19 protein-coding genes are annotated in these 19754 nt (G+C 69.3%); 8 read left to right on the top strand and 11 right to left on the bottom strand.

Going from position 1 to position 19754, the window contains the following annotated elements; translation table 11 throughout:
- Positions 1–407 precede the first annotated feature (407 nt).
- Positions 408–824, top strand: a complete 417-nt coding sequence (locus EV649_RS33140; protein ID WP_130387590.1) for a YciI family protein — start codon at positions 408–410, stop codon at positions 822–824.
- A gap of 6 nt (positions 825–830) precedes the next feature.
- Positions 831–2030: a sigma-70 family RNA polymerase sigma factor gene (locus EV649_RS33135; protein WP_130387589.1), complete on the top strand. Its 1200-nt coding sequence runs from the start codon at positions 831–833 to the stop codon at positions 2028–2030.
- Between the two features lie 5 nt (positions 2031–2035).
- Here the strand turns inward: EV649_RS33135 and EV649_RS33130 are convergent, their stop codons facing one another.
- Genes EV649_RS33130 through EV649_RS33120 form a run of 3 tightly spaced genes read right to left on the bottom strand, consistent with a single transcriptional unit; the run spans position 2036 to position 5917 of the window.
- Positions 2036–3502: a carboxylesterase family protein gene (locus EV649_RS33130; RefSeq protein ID WP_130387588.1), complete on the bottom strand. Its 1467-nt coding sequence runs from the start codon at positions 3500–3502 to the stop codon at positions 2036–2038.
- 8 nt (positions 3503–3510) lie between these two features.
- Positions 3511–4641: a D-alanine--D-alanine ligase family protein gene (locus EV649_RS33125; RefSeq protein WP_130387587.1), complete on the bottom strand. Its 1131-nt coding sequence runs from the start codon at positions 4639–4641 to the stop codon at positions 3511–3513.
- Positions 4642–4699: 58 nt separating this feature from the next.
- Complete coding sequence (locus tag EV649_RS33120; RefSeq protein WP_130387586.1) at positions 4700–5917, bottom strand: cytochrome P450; 1218 nt, start codon at positions 5915–5917, stop codon at positions 4700–4702.
- Positions 5918–6024: 107 nt separating this feature from the next.
- On the opposite strand from EV649_RS33120, the gene EV649_RS33115 reads away from it, so the two are divergent.
- Complete coding sequence (locus EV649_RS33115; protein WP_130387585.1) at positions 6025–6633, top strand: TetR/AcrR family transcriptional regulator; 609 nt, start codon at positions 6025–6027, stop codon at positions 6631–6633.
- 13 nt (positions 6634–6646) lie between these two features.
- Complete coding sequence (locus EV649_RS33110) at positions 6647–7753, top strand: aminotransferase class I/II-fold pyridoxal phosphate-dependent enzyme (RefSeq protein ID WP_130387584.1); 1107 nt, start codon at positions 6647–6649, stop codon at positions 7751–7753.
- Positions 7754–7841: 88 nt separating this feature from the next.
- On the opposite strand, the gene EV649_RS33105 is transcribed toward EV649_RS33110, so the two are convergent.
- Entirely contained in the window at positions 7842–9014 is a 1173-nt protein-coding gene (locus tag EV649_RS33105) for an MFS transporter (protein WP_241998982.1), read from the bottom strand.
- Entirely contained in the window at positions 9011–9772 is a 762-nt protein-coding gene (locus EV649_RS33100; RefSeq protein ID WP_130387583.1) for a DeoR/GlpR family DNA-binding transcription regulator, read from the bottom strand. Before EV649_RS33100 ends, EV649_RS33105 begins: the two co-directional genes overlap by 4 nt.
- 52 nt (positions 9773–9824) lie before the next feature.
- Between EV649_RS33100 and EV649_RS33095 the strand changes: the two genes are divergently transcribed.
- Together EV649_RS33095 and EV649_RS33090 are read left to right on the top strand one after the other, a co-directional pair.
- Entirely contained in the window at positions 9825–11003 is a 1179-nt protein-coding gene (locus tag EV649_RS33095) for an MFS transporter (RefSeq protein ID WP_198682825.1), read from the top strand.
- Between the two features lie 13 nt (positions 11004–11016).
- Entirely contained in the window at positions 11017–11565 is a 549-nt protein-coding gene (locus EV649_RS33090; protein WP_130387581.1) for a GNAT family N-acetyltransferase, read from the top strand.
- Here EV649_RS33090 and EV649_RS33085 read toward each other — a convergent pair.
- Entirely contained in the window at positions 11511–12200 is a 690-nt protein-coding gene (locus tag EV649_RS33085) for an FCD domain-containing protein (RefSeq protein WP_198682824.1), read from the bottom strand. The two genes, EV649_RS33090 and EV649_RS33085, sit on opposite strands and share 55 nt — an antisense overlap.
- A gap of 89 nt (positions 12201–12289) precedes the next feature.
- On the opposite strand from EV649_RS33085, the gene EV649_RS33080 reads away from it, so the two are divergent.
- Positions 12290–13456, top strand: a complete 1167-nt coding sequence (locus EV649_RS33080; RefSeq protein ID WP_130387580.1) for an MFS transporter — start codon at positions 12290–12292, stop codon at positions 13454–13456.
- Between the two features lie 98 nt (positions 13457–13554).
- On the opposite strand, the gene EV649_RS33075 is transcribed toward EV649_RS33080, so the two are convergent.
- Together EV649_RS33075 and EV649_RS33070 are read right to left on the bottom strand one after the other, a co-directional pair.
- On the bottom strand, positions 13555–14562 hold the full coding sequence (locus EV649_RS33075) for a sugar phosphate isomerase/epimerase family protein (RefSeq protein ID WP_130387579.1): 1008 nt from the start codon (positions 14560–14562) through the stop codon (positions 13555–13557).
- A 7-nt stretch (positions 14563–14569) separates the two neighbouring features.
- Positions 14570–15661, bottom strand: a complete 1092-nt coding sequence (locus EV649_RS33070) for a Gfo/Idh/MocA family oxidoreductase (RefSeq protein WP_241998978.1) — start codon at positions 15659–15661, stop codon at positions 14570–14572.
- 74 nt (positions 15662–15735) lie between these two features.
- Here EV649_RS33070 and EV649_RS33065 point away from each other — a divergent pair, with 74 nt between their 5' ends.
- Positions 15736–16854, top strand: a complete 1119-nt coding sequence (locus EV649_RS33065) for an ROK family transcriptional regulator (protein ID WP_130387578.1) — start codon at positions 15736–15738, stop codon at positions 16852–16854.
- 190 nt (positions 16855–17044) lie between these two features.
- Here the strand turns inward: EV649_RS33065 and EV649_RS33060 are convergent, their stop codons facing one another.
- The 3 genes from EV649_RS33060 to EV649_RS33050 are packed head-to-tail and all read right to left on the bottom strand — an operon-like array spanning position 17045 to position 19745.
- Positions 17045–17962 carry an aminoglycoside phosphotransferase family protein gene (locus EV649_RS33060; protein WP_130387577.1) on the bottom strand — a complete coding sequence of 306 codons (918 nt, stop codon included), beginning with the start codon at positions 17960–17962 and terminating at the stop codon, positions 17045–17047.
- On the bottom strand, positions 17953–18957 hold the full coding sequence (locus tag EV649_RS33055) for an NAD(P)H-dependent glycerol-3-phosphate dehydrogenase (protein WP_130387576.1): 1005 nt from the start codon (positions 18955–18957) through the stop codon (positions 17953–17955). The genes EV649_RS33060 and EV649_RS33055 overlap by 10 nt, the downstream gene beginning before the upstream one ends.
- Complete coding sequence (locus EV649_RS33050; RefSeq protein ID WP_130387575.1) at positions 18954–19745, bottom strand: lysophospholipid acyltransferase family protein; 792 nt, start codon at positions 19743–19745, stop codon at positions 18954–18956. The genes EV649_RS33055 and EV649_RS33050 overlap by 4 nt, the downstream gene beginning before the upstream one ends.
- Positions 19746–19754: the final 9 nt, after the last annotated feature.

Here is a 19754-nt window from a genome sequence, read left to right as displayed (position 1 = left end):
CGAGCGATCCGGGACAGGTCCAGGCCCGGTAACAGGACATCGGGAGATCGCCACGGGGAGCAGTACCTTCGCTGCCCCGCCATCGTGCTGGCGTCCCGTTCGATCAGCGGCGGCCTTAGGGCCGTCTCACGCCGATCACAATTCGTTACTGGAGCTGACGCTAGGTCAGTGATGACTCACTGTCAACAGTCCGATGCGGGCGCTCGGCAATCAACTGTGGTCGTTGCTTCATTCAACTAGTACCGTGCCGCGATCTACCGCCGACGCGATCGCTGTGCCACGGTTCCCACCGGCATACTCGCTGGTGAGGCTGGATTCGTCGGCCGGTGGTGTCCGGTTGGGGATCTCGGGTGCGACGTCACGGGTGGAGGCGCCCGCGGTGGGTGCCCGGATGACGGGAGTGATCGATGAAGTACATGATCCTGACGTACGCGTCGCAGCAGGACTACGACGGGATGGCGGGGAAGGACACGGGGAAGCCTGCCTGGCAGCCGGAGGACTTCGCGGCGATGGGGGCGTTCATGGAGAAGTTCAACAACGAGCTGATCGAGTCGGGCGAGCTGGTCGAGACGCGCGGGCTGGCGGCGCCGGTGCTGACCCGGCGGCTGGGGTCGAAGGACGGGCAGTCGGTGGTGACGGACGGGCCGTACGCCGAGACGCAGGAGGTGCTCGCGGGGTACTGGATCGTCGAGTGCGAGTCGTTCGACCGGGCCACGGAGATCGCGTCGCGGCTCGCCGACACGCCGGTGCCCGAGTTCGTCCGCGCGACGGCGTACGCGGATGTCCGGCCGCTCGTCGAGGGCCGCGACGACCTGGTGGAATGACTTGTCATGACTGGTGCTGTCGAGGATCTGATGCGGGAGCTGGCGCCGCAGGTTCTCGGGGCGCTGGTCCGGCGGTACGGGCACTTCGACACGGCTGAGGACGCGGTGCAGGAGGCGCTGCTCGCGGCGGCGCAGCAGTGGCCGGTGGACGGAGTGCCCGACAGTCCGCGCGGGTGGTTGATCACGGTCGCTTCTCGTCGGCTGACGGACCTGCTCAGGCGGGAGCAGGCCCGTCAGCGGCGGGAGGACCGGGTCGCGTCCTGGGCGCTGCAGGGTGAGCCGGTCGGGGACGCGGACGACACCTTGGTGTTGTTGTTCCTGTGCTGCCATCCGTCGTTGTCGCCGGCGTCGCAGATCGCGCTGACGTTGCGGGCGGTCGGTGGTCTGACGACGGCGGAGATCGCGCGGGCGTTCCTGGTGCCGGAGGCAACCATGACGCGGCGGATCACGCGGGCGAAGGCGAGTGTGCAGGACAGTGGGGCGCGGTTCACGATGCCGGCCGATCGCGACGAGCGGCTGGGCGCGGTGCTGAAGGTTGTGTACCTGATCTTCAACGAGGGTTATGCGAGTACGACGGGCCCGAGTCTGCAACGTGTCGAGTTGGCCGCCGAGGGGATCCGGTTGGCGCGAATGCTGCACAGGTTGCTGCCGGATGACGCCGAGGTCGCCGGGTTGCTGGCCTTGTTGTTGCTCACGGACGCGCGGCGGCCGGCGCGGACGGGGCCGCTCGGCGAGCTGGTGCCGATGGCCGAGCAGGACCGGTCGCTGTGGATTCCGGAGCTGGTCCGGGAGGGCGTCGAGCTGATCACGAAGACGCTGCCGCGGGGGCCGGTCGGGCCGTACCAGCTGCAGGCGGCGATCGCGGCGGTGCACGACGAGTCGCCGACGGCCGACGAGACGGACTGGCGGCAGATCGTCGCGTTGTACGAGGTGCTGCTGCAGCTCACCGACAACCCGATGGTTGCCCTCAACCACGTAGTTGCGGTCGCGATGGCGCGAGGTCCGGACGAAGGGCTCGCGTTGCTGGGTTCGATCGAGCACGACGACCGGATTGCCAAGGACCACCGGCTGTCAGCGGTCCGGGCGCATCTCCTGGAGATGTCCGGTGAGACGGCGGGCGCAAGAGCGGCGTACGAAGAGGCAGCAAGTCGGACGACAAGCGTTCCACAGCAGCGATACCTGCATGCCCGCGCGAGCAGGCTGTAGGCGGGTCAGCGGCGGTTGTGCCAGGTTAGGCGTTCGGCGGGGCGGTCGTTGGTGGTGGTGCCGGAGGCGGTGTTGAAGTGGCGGCTGATGCGTTGTTGCCGGGTGTACGGCGGCCAGCCGGGGTCGCCGCTGACCGCGAAGTCCACCCAGGACTTGTGTACGAGATCCGCCAGGTGCTGCGGTGGCGCGGAACCGAGCATCGCTGCCGCCGACGGGTCGTCCAGGTTGTCGAAGACGAACGCGAGCTCCAGACCATGGCAGGCACCGAGAGTGCCGTCGCAGGCGGGCGATCGCCAGCCGAACTCGTAGACGTACGTGCCCTGGTGGGCCTCGGCGAGACGGATCGCGGGGATGCGGTAGTACGAGTCCGTCATGACCGCCGCCAGCACATCACCCGCCGTGGCACCGGGGCGGCCGGCGCGGTAGCGACGTACGCCGCCCACGGGCAACCCGAAGCGGAGCGCGGCAGCGGCGTACAGGAACGGCGTGTTCATCCTGGCGCCGACGCCGGTCGGAACGAGGAAGAGCCGCGCCTCCTCGCTGTTCGTGCCGATCAGGAGGTCGACATCAGCCGCAGCGCCGGACCGAATGCGGTCGAGGGGCGCGCCAGGCAGGAAGTCACCATCGACGACAGGGCTGAACGGCAGCAGCGTGCGGGCAACGTCACCCCATAGCTTGGCGCGCGGCTTCGCCGCCACCTGCTGGCTCAGGTTGTCCTGCGCCGCAAGCAACTGCGGGACAGGCACCCGAGCGATCGCCTCACGCGTCGGCGCCGTACCGAGCACCGCGGCCAAACGAGCCCCGACCTGGCGCGCGGACGAGGGCCCGATCGTGTTGTGACCGGCACCCGACTGCGCGATCGCCCGATGGAACAGGCCCTCGGCAGCGGGCATCGCGAGCAACGTGCAGACGCTCATCGCACCGGCCGACTCGCCGAAGATCGTCACGTTGCCCGGGTCGCCGCCGAAGCCGTCGATGTTGTCGCGGACCCAGGTCAGGGCGGCGATCTGATCGAGCAGCCCGAGGTTCGGCGTACCGTCACCGAACCACAGGAACCCGTCAGCGCCCAGCCTGTAGTTGATCGTCACCAGTACGACGCCGTCGCGGGCGAACCGCGTGCCGTCGTACACGGACAATGCTCCGGACCCGCTCGTGAACGAGCCGCCGTGGATGAAGACCATGACCGGTGCCCGCCCGGTCAGGCCCGGTGTCCAGACGTTCAGGTTCAGGTAGTCGTCGCCCGGGATGATCGTCCGCGGAATCAGTTCAGCCATCAGACCCTCGCTACGGGTCTGCGGCGGCGTCGCCCCGTAACCGCGCACGTCACGGGGCGACGTCCACGGCTCCGGTGGGCGCGGCGGCTGGAAGCGGTTCGGGCCGACCGGCGGCGCGGCGTACGGGATGCCCTTGAAGGACAGCACGTCGGCATCGGTTCCCAGGACGGGGCCGTACTGCGTGCTGACGAGCGGCATCCGGTGGGTCAGCGGAGGCCGGTGGGGCGGCTCATGGCCAGTTGCAGGAGATGCTCGACGAGGGCAGCGTAGTCCTTGCCGGAGGCCGCCCAGAGCCGCGGGAACATGCTGGTCGGCGTGAACCCGGGCATCGTGTTGATCTCGTTGATGACCACGCGGTTGTCGGCGTCCAGGAAGAAGTCGACCCGCGCCAGCCCCTCGGCCTCGATCGCGTCGAACGCGGTCAGCGCCTTGGCGCGGACCTCCGCGGCGATCTCCTCCGGCAGGTCGGCCGGCACCGAGAGCGCCGTGTACTCCTCGCCCTCCGGCAGGTACTTGGTCTCGAAGTCGTAGAAGTCGTGCCCGCCGCCCGAGACCGCGATCTCGCCGCAGACGCTGACCTCCGCGTTGCCGCCGTTCAGGCCGCCGAGGACCCCGACCTCGATCTCCCGCGGGCTCTTCGCCGACGCCTCGACGATCACCTTCGGGTCGTGCGCCCGCGCCACCGCGACCGCCTCGTCGAGCTCGTCCAGGCTGTTCACCTTGCTGATCCCGAGGCTCGACCCGCCGCGGGCCGGCTTCACGAACACCGGGTAGCCGAGCGCGTCCACCGCCGCGCGGCAGGCGTCGGCGTCCCGGATCCAGTCCCGGTCGCGGATCACGACGTACGGCGTGACCTCGAGGCCGGCGGCCTGGAAGACGACCTTCATGTAGTGCTTGTCCATGCCGACGGCGCTCGCGAGGACGCCGGAACCGACGTACCGGATGTCGGACATCTCGAGCAGGCCCTGGATGGTGCCGTCCTCGCCCCACGGGCCGTGCAGCAGCGGGAAGACCACGTCGACCTCGCCGAGCGTGCTCGGCACCTGGTCGGGTTCGCTGACCACGAGTTCGCGGTTCGCGCCGAACAGCACCGGCATCGCGGTCACGTCGACCTCGGGGAGCTTGCCGTCGGTGATCGACAGCCGCTCGGGGTCACCGCTCTCGAGCACCCAGTGCCCGCTGGTACTGATGCCGATCGGGACCACGTCGTACTTGTCCCGGTCGATCACCTGCAGGACGTTCGCGGCGGTCACGCACGAGATGGCGTGCTCGCTCGACCGGCCGCCGAACACGACGGCGACACGGGGCTTACGCTGACTTTCCGAGTACTCACTCACCGGCTCGACTGTAGCGGCCCGGAGATCAGGTTCCGACCGGGGTTCGGTTAAGAACCCTTCAGATCGCAGTAGGTAGCGACTCGTCCCAGGTGACTGGCAACGCTGTCACTCCGTACACGAGCGTGTTGTCTCGGTAGTCGATCTCCTCGAACGGTACGGCGAGTCGCAGCGTCGGAATGCGGGCGAACAGCCGCGTGAACACCTCCTGCAGTTCGACCCGCGCGAGCTGCTGGCCGATGCACTGGTGCGGGCCGAACCCGAACGCCACATGCGCCGCCGCGTTCCGCTCCAGATCCAGCCGGTCCGGATCCGGGAACACGCTCTCGTCGCGGTTGGCCGAGGACAGCGCCGCGATCAGGTAACCGCCGGCGTCGATCGTCAACGGGCCGACGGGCAGATCGTCGGTGACGTAGCGGAACAGTCCGAAGTGCACCACGGACAGGTACCGCAGGAGCTCCTCGACCGCGGCCGGTGCGAGTGACGGATCGGCCCGCAGCGCATCGAGCTGAGCAGGATTCGCTAGCAGTGCTAGCGTGCTGAGCGCGATCATGTTCGCGGTCGTCTCGTGGCCGGCGATCAGCAGCGTGACCCCGACCGTCACGAGCTCCTCCAGGCTCAGCGGCGTACCGAGCTCCTCGCCGCGGGTGATCAGCCGGGACAGCAGGTCGTCCTCGCGATGCGCCTGTTTCGCGAGCACCAGCCCGACGATGTACTGGTTCAGCTCGTCACTGGCCCGCCCGATCTCCTCGGTCCACCCGTCGACCCGGACGAGCAGGGCGCTCCGCTCCTGGAACTCGTCGCGATCCGCGTACGGAACGCCCAGCAGCTCGCAGATCACCAGCGACGGGATCGGCAACGCGAACTCCTGCACCAGATCCACCGGACCGCCACTCGCCAGCATCGCGTCGATCCGCGACTCGATCATCTCGGCGATCCGTGGCCGCATCGCCTCCATCCGTTTGACCGCGAACTCGGTCGCCAACATCCTGCGCAGGCGTTTGTGCGCCGCCCCGTCCACCTGCAGGATCGACCCCGACTCCACCTCCCGGTCCAGATCCGCATCCGGTACGACGTGATCGGACGGCGCCAGCCGCGAACTCAGCCGGCTGTCCCGGAGCAGGGTGCGGACGTCGTCGTACCGGCTGATCACGTACGCGTCGACCCCGGCCGGCGTGGACACCTTCGCGGGCGCCTCGGTACGGCGGAACGCGGCGTACTCCTGCGCCGGATCGAAAGGGCAACCGGACGGCCTGCGGACGGGAAAGTTCTCGGTCATCGCGCGCCTCTCGTGGGAATTTGGTAGTGACTACCATATGGCTGACGCTTCCGATAAGGAACAGCCTGCGGCGCGTCGGAGGCGATACCCTGCCCGCGGAGGTGCTGATGGGACTGCGCGAGGTGAAGCGGGAGCGGACCCGCCGGCTGATCGCGGACAAGGCGTTCGAGCTGTTCAGCGACAACGGGTTCGGCCGGACGACGGTCGAGCAGATCGCCGCGGCGGCCGAGGTCGGGCCGAGCACGCTGTACCGGTACTTCCCGACCAAGGAGGGCCTGGTCCTCGAGTTCGTCGACGACTGCCTGGCCGACGCGGTCGACTGGTTCCACCAGCAGCCCGCGATGGACCTGCCGGACGGTCTCCGCGCGGTGATCGAGAGGGTCCTCGAACAACTCGAGAGCAACCCGGACCGGATTCGCGCGGTGTTCGACCTGGCCGAGCAGACCGGGTCCGTGAGCGCCCACCTCAACGAGCTGATCTGGCGCTTCCGCACCGATCTCGCCGACGAACTGGTACGTCGTCTGCCCTCGGACGACCCGCGCCGCTCGGAGTTCGTCGCCGCCCTGTCCGCGGGGATCGCGATGAACATCATCGAGACGGTCGTCCGCGTCTGGGTCGACAGCCCGGACGCCGTCGAGGCCAAGGCGCTGGCCCGGCGCGCGATGCGACTGCTGTCCACCGGCGGCGTCCCGCTCCCGGGCGCACAAAACGCCTGAAAGAATTCAAGGCATGACTCCTGACCTCGATCCGTCCACCGTCGTCGTCCACGCAGGTCGGCCGGAGCGGGTGCCGAATGCTCCGGTCGGCGAGTCCCCGGTCTTCAGTTCGACGTACGTCGCCGGCGGGGATCGCGGCTACGGACGGTTCGGGAACGACGCCTGGACCGCACTCGAGGAGACCCTCGGCGAGTTGGAGGGTGGCCGCGCGCTGACGTTCGCATCCGGCATGGCGGCCGCGGCGGCCCTCATCGACCTGATCCCGGTCGGTGGCCGCGTGGTCGCGCCGCAGCACGCGTATTCCGGCGTACTCGCGCTCCTCGACCAGCAGGCCGCGACTGGCCGCCTGAAGGTTGACCGAGTCGACATCGCCGACACGGACGCGGCCATCCAAGCGGTCGACGGCGCCGACATGCTGTGGATCGAATCACCGACGAACCCCGCAATGGAGGTCGCCGACATCCCGGCCCTCGCCGCGGCCGGTCATGCCGCCGGCGCGACCGTTGTCGTCGACAACACGTTCGCGACTCCCCTGCTCCAGCAGCCGCTACAGCTCGGCGCGGATGTCGTGATGCACTCGGCAACCAAGTTCATCGCCGGTCACTCGGACGTCCTCCTCGGCGCTGTCGTCACCGCGGACGACGACCTGTGGTCGGCGATCGACCTGCGTCGCCGCAGCCTCGGCGCGGTCCCGGGCCCGATGGAGGCCTGGCTCGCGCTCCGCGGCCTGCGCACGCTCGCACTCCGCCTCGAGCGAGCCCAATCGAACGCCGCGTTCCTGGCCGAGCGACTGCGCGAGCACCCGCGGGTCAGCCGCGTGCGCTACCCGGGACTACCGGACGATCCAGGCCACGACCGAGCCAAGGCGCAGATGTCCGGCTTCGGCGCGATCCTCGCCTTCGAGCTCGGCGGTGACGCGGCCGGCGCCCAGAAAGTCTGCGAGAGCACCGAACTCTGGGTGCACGCGACCAGCCTCGGCGGCGTCGAGTCGATGCTGGAACGCCGCCGCCGCTGGCCGATCGAGGTCCCGACGATCCCCGAGGACCTGATCCGCCTGTCCGTCGGCATCGAACACCCCCACGACCTCTGGACCGACCTCCAGCAGGCCCTCGCCCGCTGACCCTCCGCATCTGATGGGTTGACGTCCGAGATGCAGGGTTGGCGCCCGGGATCTGGTGGGCGAACCCGGCATCTCGGACGCTTACCCATCAGCGGTTGCTCTTGAGGACCGGGCCGCCGAAGAACGTCAGCACACACAGCACGACCGGCAGGATGAACGCGATGTTCAGCGGCATCCAGTGCGCGAGGCCCCCGATCAGTGCGGGACCTGCGAGCAGGCCGACGTACCCGAGGCCGACGACACGAGCCATCAGAGCGCCGGACGAGCGCGGGTCGAGGTTGCCGGCGGCGGTGAACAACTGCGGTACGCCGCCCGCGAGGCCGAGGCCGAAGATCGCCCAGCCGACGAGCGCGACGGGCACCCACGGTACGACGATCACCAGCGTCAGACCGACCGCGGCCATCGCGGCTCCCCAGCGCACGATCGCCGCCGGACCGACGACGGCCGCGACCCGGTCGGTGAGGAACCGACCCACGGTCATCGCGACCGCGAACGCGCCGTACGCGAAGGCCGCCGTACTGACCGAGGTGCCGAGGATGTCGCGGAAGTGCAGCGCGGCCCAGTCGTTGGCGACGCCCTCGGACAGCATCAGGCCGAACGCGAGCCCGCCGAGCGCCCAGACCAGTTTGGCCGGCGGCTTCTCCCGCGGGGTCTCCTCATCCGAGTCCTCATCAGAGATCGTTGCCTCCAGCAAGAATCGGCTGGCGGCCAGCGCGATCGCGATGCAGACCAGGCCGGCGAGGCCGAGCGTGAGCTCGGTCGGTACGCCGGCCTTCAGCGTGGCCGCGCCGATGACCGCGGCGATCGCCCCGCCGATCGACCACATCGCGTGGAAGGCGGCCATGATCGGCCGCGGATAACCGCGCTCGACCACGACGGCCTGCGCGTTCATCCCGACGTCGATCGAACCGTTGCCGAAGCCGACAAGGATCAGCGTGAGACCCAGCGTCCACCAGTTCGTGGCCAGGCCGGGTCCGGCGAGCGCGATGCCGAGCAGGATGCCGGCCGCCGGGACGAGCCGACGTTGGCCGAGCTTGTCGACGAGCGGCCCGGCGACCTGCATGCCGATGAACGCGGCGCCGCCGAGGACCAGCAGGAGCAGTCCGAGGGTGCTGTGGGTGATCCCGGTCTTGTGCTCGATGCTCGGGATGTGCACGACCCACATCCCGACGGCGAACCCGTTCAGACCGAAGTACAACCAGGTGGCGACTCGAGCGGCTCGGGGCGGTGCGGCCTGCAGCTGTACGTCGGTGGCGGTCAAGGCGCTACCTCGACCAGTACGCCGCGTTGGGTCAGCATGATTCGTTGGTCCTCGGGTGCGGAGTCGTCGGTGATGATCAGGTCTGGGCGATCTGCCGGGCAGACGTAGGCGAGGGCGGCGCGGTCCCACTTGGCGCCGTCGGCGAGCACGATGGTGCGAGTGGCAACGTTCATCGCCTCCTGCTTGACCTCGGCGTCACCCAGGTCGAAGGCCGTCAGTCCTGCGTCGAGGCTGAACGCGCACGGGCTCAGTACGGCGGCGTCGAACCGCAGCGCACGCAGCGACGCAACGGTCAGCGGACCGACCAGCGACAGCTCGCCCTTGCGCGCCTCGCCGCCCGGCATCAGCAGCCGGATCCGCGGCGCGTCGGCCAGTTCGTGCGCGACGTGCAGCGAGAGCGGCATCACCGTCATCGCGCGATCGTGCAAGAGCTTCGCGGTCTCGAGTGCCGTCGTACCGCTGTCGAGCACGATCGTCTCGCCGTCTCGCAGGTGCTCGACGGCGGCGCGAGCGATCGCCTGCTTGGCTGCGATGGCGGCCTGGGCACGCAGCGAGTGCGGCGGCTCCAGGCCTGACGGCATCGCGGACACCGCGCCGCCATGAACGCGCTTCAGGACACCCTGCGCCGCCAGGAAATCGAGGTCGCGGCGGACCGTCATGTCCGAGGCCTCGGTCGCTTCGACCAGTTCTTGGACCGACACTCGGTCAACGACTCGTAGTCGTTCTACGATCACTTGGTGCCGTTCCGCACTTCTCATGCGCAGAAAACTACCATCCGCCTGATCGTTCAAACAGATAGTGTGTTTGCTTGTGACTGAAGACACCACACTCGTCAAGCGGTCGCGGTACGCCGTGGCCGCCGTCTTCTGCGTGCACGGATCGGTGACCGGGTCGTTCGCGACCCGAGTGCCCTGGATCCAGGAGCATGCAGGGGTGTCCGCGGGCCAACTTGGCTTGGCGCTCGCGTTCCCGGCCCTCGGAGCGGCGCTGATGATGCCGCTCGCCGCCCGGGTCAGTCACCGGTTCGGGACCCGCACCGCGCTGCGCGGGTTGCTCGCGCTCTGGACGCTCGCCCTGATCCTGCCGTCGTTCGCTCCCGGCCTGCTGACGTTGTGCGCCGCGCTGCTGATCTACGGCGGTACGGCGGGGATGGCCGATGTCGCGATGAATGCCCTCGGCGTCGAGATCGAGCACCGGCTGAAGAAGTCGATCATGTCCGGGTTGCACGGCCTGTGGAGTGTGGGCGCGCTGCTCGGATCCGCGGTCGGGACGGTCGCGGCGCATGCGAATCTCAGTGCGCAGATCCATCACACGGTCGCTGCCGTCGTACTGACCGTCGTCGGTACGGTGGTGTGTCAGTTCGTGCTGAACATCCATCCCGAGGACGACGAGGAGCCGCCGGCGCGGTTCGCGTTGCCGCCGAAGTCGGCGTTGCTGATCGGGGCGGTCGGGTTCTGCGCGGTGTTCGCGGAGGGCGCGAGCCTGGACTGGTCGGCCGTGTACCTGCGCGACATCCTGGACAGCTCGGCGGGTGTCGCGGCCGGCGCGACGACCGGGTTCGCGCTGACGATGGCGATCGCGCGGATCACCGGCGACGCGGTCGTCGACCGGTTCGGCGCCGTACGCACAGTGCGCTGGAGCGGCGTGATCGCGACCCTCGGCGGCCTGCTCGTCGTCCTCGCACCGAACGCGATCCTCGCGATGGCCGGCTTCGGCCTGATCGGCGTCGGCATCGCGGTCGTCGTACCGCTCGCCTTCGCCGCCGCCGGCCGCACCGGCCCCAACCCGAGCCAGGCAATCGCCGGCGTCGCGACCATCACCTACGCCTCCGGCCTGGTCGCCCCGTCGATCATCGGCGGCATCGCCCAGGCCAGCAACCTCACCATGTCCTTCATAGTCGTCACCGCCCTCGCCGCCGGCCTGGCCGTCTTCGCGCGGGTCCTCGCACCCACCCAGCGGACAGCACCTGGCGACGTCCTTCCACGGTGATACGAATCATCAGGTGACGACTTTTCGAGTAGCTGGGGCAGATGACGCGGCGGCGGTTGCCGAGTTACATGGAGATAGTTGGCGGCGGCATTACCGGGGCGCTTATGCGGACGCCTTCCTCGACGACGAGTCGCCCGAGTATCTAGGGGCGATGTGGGCCAAGCGGCTCGCGGCGCGCGACGGCACGTGGACGACGGTGGCGGAGTACGACGGGCAGCTGATCGGACTCGCGCACGTGGTGTACGACGCGGATCCGAAGTTCGGCGCGCTGGTCGACAACCTGCACGTCCGGGCACCGCGCAAGCGGCAAGGGATCGGCACGCGACTGCTCGCACTCACGGCCGAGACGGTGCCGGACACCGGGATCTACCTGTGGGTGCTCGAGCAGAACACCGCCGCACAAGGCTTCTACGAAGCGCGCGGCGGCATCCAAGGCGACCGCAAGGAGGTCCCGCCGCCGGGTGGCGAACCGCGCCGCCTCAACGGCCGGCCCGCCTGCTTCCGGTACTACTGGCCGGATCCCGCGACCTTGACGGACTCGATCAGCGCGTACGACGCCTGACTCGCCGCCTCGGGATCCCGCGCCCGGATCGCCTCCAGTACGTCGACGTGCGCGTCGAGGATCCGATGATCCTCGGGGATCGTCGCGGTTTCCCGAATCGACTCGGCGAGGACCTCGGCGAGGGCGTCGTACAACCGCAGCAGCAACGGGTTCCCGCTCGCGACGACAACGCCGCGGTGGAAGTCCGTGTCGACGGCCACGAACGCGTCCAGGTCCCCCGCCGCCAACGCAGCACCGCGAGCCTCCAGCGCGTCGGACAGTGGCGTCAGACCGGCCGGATCCGCGTGCTGAGCGGCCAGCCGAGCAGCAGCCGCCTCGATGCCGGCGCGGGCGTCGAGGACATGCGTGAGCGACGCTGAGAGCTCGTCCCGGACCAGTACGCCGCTGATCTCGTTGGTCGCCCGTACATACGTGCCGTCGCCGACGCGCGGCTCCAGCAGGCCGGTCAGACTCAGCGACCGCAACGCCTCCCGCACCGTTCCGCGGCTGACCCCTAGCTCGCTGGCGAGCTGATTCTCACCAGGGATCCGCGACCCGCGCGGCCACGCCCCGGACTCGATCTGCGCCCGGAACCGCTCCGAGACCTGCAGCACGAGCGGCACCTGCCGCACCGGCCCCTTGAGTGACCCATTCAACGACGTACTCCCTTCACACGCAGCGTACAGTGTAAATGTAGGACATCTGCACAGGAGAGAGGTGTGTTGTGGCGGTACTGTCCGAACCAATGGCTCGAGAGCGGTCGGCGCTGATCACCGCGACCGCCTTCGTGGTCGCGCTGAGCCTGCGGCCGGCACTGACCGCGGTCGGTCCGGTGCTGCCGCGGATCGGGCTCGATCTGCACCTCGGTGAGGCGGCGCAGGGCCTGTTGGGCACGCTGCCGCTGCTCGCGTTCGCAGTCGCCTCTCCCCTGGTCCACCTCGCGTCACGGCGGTTCGGGATGGAGCGGGTGGTGTTCGTCTCGCTCCTGGTGCTCGCGGCGAGCAGCGCGCTCCGCCCGTACACGGGCCAGGCCGGTCTCTGGATCGGTACGGCGGTGGTCGGTGCCGCGATCGCAGTCGGCAACGTGCTGGTGCCGGTCATCATCAAACGCGACTACGCCGCGCACGTGTCCCGCGCGACCGGTGTCTACACGGCCTTCATCACCGGCGGCGCCGCGATCGCCTCGATCCTCGCCGTACCGATCGCCGACGCGGTCGACTGGCGGCTGTCACTCGCGGTCTGGGGCGGGCTCGCCGTACTGGTCGCCGTGATCTGGCTGCCGCGGACGCTGTCGCCGGAGCCGATGCCGTCGGCAACGACGGATGACGGCCCTCCCCCGGTCAGCGTCTGGCGGCAGCCGATGGCCTGGCTGGTGACCGGGTTCATGGGCCTGCAGTCGACGAGCTTCTACCTGTTCGTGAACTGGCTGCCGACCATCGAGATCGCGACCGGCGGCGTCTCGGAGCGGTCCACCGGGGTGCATCTGTTCGTCTTCCAGGTGTTCGGCCTGATCGGCGGGCTCAGCATTCCGCTCCTGCTGAAGCATCCGACCAACCAGCGGGCCGGCTTGATGACCGCGAGTGTGCCGATTCTGCTAGCACTGCTAGGTCTGCTGCTGGCGCCGCACCTGGCGATCGTCTGGGCGATCGTCGGTGGACTAGGGCAGGGCGCCGGACTGGTCGCCGCGCTCTCGCTGATCAGCCTCCGCGGCCGCGGGCACCACGAGACCACGCAGCTGTCCGGGATGGCGCAGGCAGTCGGCTACACGCTGGCCGCCGCCGGTCCGGTCGTCGCGGGCTACCTGACCCAGGTGACCGGCGGCTGGAGCACGACGCTGACCGTCTTCGCCATCCTGGCCGCCGTACAACTCACCCTCGGCTTCGTAGCCGGCCGGGACAACCGGCCGGCCTAGGCGGACCTGCGTGCATGCACAACCTGCGCGGTGCGTGAAGGCTGAGCGTGGCGCAACTCGTCGTCCACGGGTTATGCATGCACACAGGTCCAGATTTGCTACTTGTCGGTGGCGAAGGCGGCGTCGAAGGCGGCTTCGGGCTTGTCGAAGGCGAGGCCGCGGATGACGTTGACCGCCTCCGCCGCGCCGACCTTGCGCTCCATGCCGGCGTCCTCCCACTCGACCGAGATCGGGCCGTCGTAGCCGATCGAGTTCAGTACCCGGAAGCAGTCCTCCCACTGCACGTCGCCGTGCCCAGTGGAGTAGAAGTCCCAGCCGCGGCGCGGGTCGCCCCACGGCAGGTGCGAGCCGAGCCGGCCGTTGCGGCCGCCGCCGACCCGCATCCGGGTGTCCTTGCAGTCCACGTGGTAGATCCGGTCCTTGAAGTCCCAGAGGAACGCGACCGGGTCGATGTCCTGCCACACCATGTGCGACGGGTCCCAGTTCAGGCCGAACGCCTCGCGGTGGCCGATCGCCTCGAGGGTGAGCGTGGTGGTCCAGTAGTCGTACGCGATCTCCGACGGGTGCACCTCGTGCGCGAACCGGACACCCTCCTCGTCGAACACGTCGAGGATCGGGTTCCACCGGTCGGCGAAGTCCTTGTACCCGGCCTCGATCCGCTCCGCCGGCACCGGTGGGAACATCGCGACGTACTGCCAGATCGACGAGCCGGTGAAGCCGATGACGGTGTTCACACCGAGCTTCTTGGCCGCGCGGGCGGTGTTCTTCAGATCCTCCGCGGCGCGCTGCCGGACACCTTCGCCGTCGCCGTCGCCCCAGATCCGGGACGGCACGATCGCCTGGTGCCGGAAGTCGATCGGGTCGTCGCAGACCGCCTGCCCCACCAGGTGGTTGGAGATCGCGAAGACCTGCAGGTTGTACTTCTCCAGGATGTCCTTACGGCCCTTGACGTACGAGTCGTCGTCGACGGCCTGCTGGACGTCGAAGTGGTCACCAGAGCAGGCGATCTCGACGCCGTCGTACCCAGCCTCAGAGGCGAACTGACAGACCTCCTCGAACGGCAGGTCGGCCCACTGACCGGTGAACAGCGTGATCGGGCGTGGCATAAGGCTCCTAAGAGTTGTCGACGGTGATCCAGGCGCTGTCCTGCGCGGCAGACCGCAGTACGGCGTCGACCACGCGAGCGGACCGCGCTCCGGCGGCGAAATCGGGCAGGCCGTCCGGGCGATCACCCAGTACGGCGGCATAGCTGTCGGCGACGAACGAGTCGAACGCGTCCTGGTACCCCTGCGCGTGCCCGGCCGGCAGCCGGTTCACCCGCGCGGCGGGTGGGCTCAAGGTCTCGGGGTCGCGCGTCAGCAGTTGCGAGGCGGTGCGACGGCCGACCCACAGGCGATCCGGGTCCTCCTGGTCGAAGCCGAAGCTCGACTCGGTGCCCGACACCTCCAGGTACAGCCGGTTCTTCCGGCCGGCCGCGACCTGGCTGACCACGATCGTCCCGACCACACCGGCCTCGGTCCGGAACTGTGCCGTGGCCAGGTCCTCGGTCCGTACGTCGACGCCGCCGCCGCGCTGCGCCCGTACCGTCCGCAGCTGGGCGCTGATCGCCGCGATCCGGTCGCCGGTGACGAACTCGGTCAGGTCGCACCAGTGCGAACCGATGTCGGCGAACGTGCGCGACGGTCCACCGGTCGTATCGTCCACGCGCCAGTTCTGGTCGTCCGCGCCGGCGAGCCAGTCCTGCAGGTATGAGCCGTGCAGGCTGGTGATCACGCCGGCGTCGCCCGCGGCGATCCGGGTGCGCAGCTCGCGGACCATCGGGTGGTAGCGGTACACGAACGGCACCGCGCCAACCAGCCCGGCCTCGACCGCGGCGGCGTGCAGACCGGCCGCGTCCTGCACCGAGGTGGCGAGCGGCTTCTCGCAGACCACGTGCTTGCCCGCTTCGAGAGCCTTCAGCGCAACGTCGCGATGCGTGTTGTTCGGCGTACAGATGTGGACCACATCGATGTCGGCGGCCAGTAGCTCGTCGAGGGTCGCGAAGCCGCGCTCGGCACCGGTCGCCGCGGCCGCGGCCTCAGCTCTGGCAGGCGACGAGCCGACTGCGCCGACCACGGTGGCGCCGGAAACCAACGCGGACCTGCCGTGGACCTGGCCCATGAAGCCGCCGCCGACGATCCCTACCCTGAGCCGTTTGGTGGACACGTCGTAGGACGCTATGGGACCCTTTTGAACCCTGTCAAGCAAAAGTCCACGGCCAGTACGACGAAAGTCCGGTGATGAGCGCTCTCGGTACGGCGGATGCGGTGCTGCGGCTGCTCCTGGACGGGCAACCGCGGACGCGCGCCGAACTGATCGAGCGCAGTGGGCTCGCACGGTCCACCGTGACGGGGCGGATCGAGGCGTTGCTCGCGGAAGGGCTCGTGGTGCCGTCGGGTGAGGCGGCGTCGACGGGCGGCCGGCCGCCCGCGCGGTTCCGGTTCAACCCGACCGCGCGACTCGTACTCGCCGCGGACGTCGGCGCGACGCACCTGTCCGTCGCCCTCACGGACCTGGCCGGCCAAATCCTGCACCGGTCGACGACGCCGCTCAAGATCGCCGAAGGACCCGAAGTCGTACTCGCTGCAGTCGCCCGGGCAGGACACGCGCTGCTGCGCGAGGCCCAGAGATCACCGGACGATCTGGCGGGCACCGGGGTCGGGCTGCCCGGACCGGTCGAGCACAGCACCGGGCGGCCGAACCATCCGCCGATCATGCCGGGCTGGGACTCGTACGACGTGGTGGGTCGACTGAGCCAGGAGCTCCCCGGGCTCGTACTGGTCGACAACGACGTGAACATCATGGCGCTCGGCGAGCACGCGACGACGTACCCGGATGTCGAGCACCTGCTGTTCGTGAAGGTTGCCACCGGCATCGGAGCGGGCGTCATCAGCGGCGGCCGGTTGCACCGCGGCGCACAAGGGGCAGCCGGCGACATCGGCCACATCCAGGCGCCCGGACACACCGAACTCTGCCGCTGCGGCAACACCGGCTGCCTGGAAGCGATCGCCTCCGCGGCCGCACTCGCCGGCAAGCTCGGCGTCGAGACCAGCCAGGACATCGTGGACCTTGTCCGAGCAGGCAACACGACCGCGACAACCGCCGTACGCCAAGCGGGCCGTGAGATCGGCACCGTCCTCGCCGCGGCCGTCAGCCTGCTCAACCCGTCCGTGATCGTCGTCGGCGGCTCCCTCTCCCAGGCCGGCGACAGCCTGCTGGCCGGCCTCCGCGAAGCGATCTACGCAAGATCGTTGCCGCTGGCCACAACCCACCTCCGCGTGGTCCGCTCCCAAGCCGGTCACGACGCAGCCCTCCTGGGCGCCACCACCCTCGTCCTCAACCACACTTTCACCTGGTGAAGGCGCGGAGATTCGTGCAATAAGTCCCGAGTCAGCCGGCCGGGCACCCGCCACTGGGCCCGGCCCCAAACCGGTTTGGGGCGGATTACCCGCCCGAATCGGGCAGTTGTGCTCCCCGATCGGAGGCAAGAGCCTGCCCAAACCGGTTTGGGGAGGCGCAGGACACTGGCCAAACGTGTGGGCTGGTGGGTTATGCGGTCCAGCTGACGGCGAGCTTATCGATCAGGCGGAGGATCTCGTCGAGCTGGCTGCCGCCTCGGGCTCGGCCGAAGCCGTGGCGGCGGCCCCCGAACGAGGACTGTACGGCGATCAGCTGGAGCCAGCGGCCGATGCGTTCGGGGTCGATGCCTGATGCCTCGGCGAACTGCCCGGACTCGGCGCGCAGCTGCCGCAGCAGGTCGTCCGCGAGTAGACCCCCGACGAACAGGTGGTAGGCCCGGGTGCGGAGAAAGATCGCGGCGTCGAACGCCGGGTCGCCGACGTGGCCCTTCGGATCGACGGCCAGCCACGGTTCGCGGTCCGCGCTGAGGATGTTGCGCGGGTGGAAGTCGCCGTGGATCAGGATCTCCGGCTGATTGCGGCCGAGGTCGTCGACGACCGCGAGTGCCGCGTCCACCACCGCCGCGGGCAACGGATGATCCAGCTCGGCGTCGTCCTTGCGGAGCTCCTCCGCCCACCCGTCGGCCTGCTCCGACAACCGCGGCAGGCCGTCCGGAGCCGGGATGGTCAGCTGGCGATGCAGTACGCCGGCGATCGTGACGACGTCCTGGTCGTGCTCGGACAGCGTCGAGGGATGCGCTCGTTCGAGGAGCATGGCGTAGCGGGCGTCGTCGCGTTCGTACAGCTTGACCGCCCCACGACCGCCCCACGCCTCGAACGCATCCGGCTCGTGATCGTTGCCGGGGTGCGGGAACGACACCTTCAACGCAGCATCGCGCACCGGCACGACCACACCCACCTGGCCGTAAGCGACCTCGCCGTCGACCGTGCAGCCCCAACGCGCCAGCAGATCCTCGATGATCCCCGGCAACTCGGCCAACCACGCCGCCCCGGCGTCACCTTCGCGTGCGACGGTGCTCTCCGCGAACGCCGCCGGAATCAACCCCAACGCTCCGACTTCGCCGAGCGTGACACGAGGCTGAAGAGCATGTCCTTCGGGGTCATCTCGCCGGCGACCACCTTGGTGACGTGCTCGGCGATCGGCATCTCCACGTCGTGATGGTGCGCCAGTTCGCTGATCGACGCGCAGGACTTCACGCCCTCCGCGACCTGCCGGGTCCCGCCGGCGATCTCCGCGACACTCATGCCCTGACCGAGCTTCTCTCCGAAGGTGCGGTTCCGCGACAACGGCGACGAACACGTGGCCACCAGGTCGCCCAGACCGGCCAGCCCGGAGAACGTGTGCTCGTCCGCGCCCAACGCCGTACCCAGACGGGCGATCTCGGCCAGCCCGCGGGTGATCACGGACGCGCGGGCGTTGTCGCCGAACCCGAGACCGACCGCCATCCCGACCGCGAGCGCGATCACGTTCTTGCAGGCGCCGCCGAGCTCGCAGCCGACGACGTCGTTGTTCGTGTACGGGCGGAACGTCGGGGAATGGCACAACTTCTGCAACCGTGCCGCGGTACCCTCGTCCGCGCATGCGACGACCGACGCGGCCGGTTGTCCCTCGGCGATCTCGCGCGCCAGGTTCGGCCCCGACACCACCGCGATCCGCTCGGGACCGGCGCCGGTGAGCTCCGCGATCACCTCGCTCATCCGCTTCGTCGTACCGAGCTCGACGCCCTTCATCAGGCTGACCAGCGGTACGGCGTTCGGCAGCACGCCGGCCCAGTCCACGAGGTTCTCGCGCAGCGACTGCGACGGGACCGCGAGGACGACGGCCTCCGCCCCGTCGGCCACCGCGGCGGGATCGTGCGTCGCGGTGATCGCGTCCGGCAATCGCAGTCCCGGGAGGTAGTCGGGGTTCTCGTGCGCGGAGTTGATCTCCGAGCACAACGCCTCCCGCCGGGCCCACAGGGACACCTGGTTTCCCGCGTTCGCCAGCACCACGGCGAACGCCGTACCCCAGGATCCCGCACCGAACACCGCGACTTTGGTCATTCCTTCTCCTCACCTTGAGCTTTGCGGGCCTTGCGCAGGTCGTAGAGCTCCTTGGGCGGGGTCTCGCCGCGCAGTTCGCCGAGGGTCTCGGCCACCCGGGCCATGATCACCTCGGTTGCCTCGTGCAACAGCTGGTTGGTCAGCGGCTTGCCCGCGAAGGCGCTCAGGTCGACCGGCGCACCGGCCCGCACCTGCAGGGTCTTGCGCGGCAGCAACCGGAACCTGATCTTGCCGGTGTAGGACTGGATGATCTCCTGCGCGCCCCAGTTCGCGACCGGGATCACCGGGCAGCCGGTCATCAGCGCGATCCGCGCGGCGCCGGTCTTGCCGGTCATCGGCCACAGGTCGGGATCGCGGGTGATCGTGCCCTCCGGGTAAACGCCCACACACTCGCCGCGTTCGACCGCCGCCACCGCGTCCCGGAACGCGTCCACGGCCTGCGCGGAGTCCCGGTACACCGGGATCTGCCCGGCGCCGCTGATGATCTTCCCGGCCACCGGGATCTTGAACACCGATGCCTTTCCGAGGAACCGCGGGATCCGCCGGCACTCCCAGATGAAGTACCCGAGCAGCACCGGGTCGAAATGCGAGATGTGGTTCGGCACGTACACCACACCGCCGGTGCGGGGCATGTTCTCCCGGCCGGTGAACCGGCACTTGGTGAACACGATCATGAACGGCTTGACGATCGCGACGATCACCCCGAACCAGAACCCACGCGGCGGCCGTGGGTCCGCCTGCCTCGCGTCCACAGCTGCCTCCTGGTGCTCATGATGGCCGTCGGTCATGGGAGAATC

The sequence above is a fragment of the Kribbella sp. VKM Ac-2569 genome (assembly GCF_004216905.1).
Taxonomy (GTDB): domain Bacteria; phylum Actinomycetota; class Actinomycetes; order Propionibacteriales; family Kribbellaceae; genus Kribbella.
The sequence above is the reverse complement of the archived record's forward strand: the minus strand, read 5'-3'. Positions and strand labels throughout refer to the sequence as shown.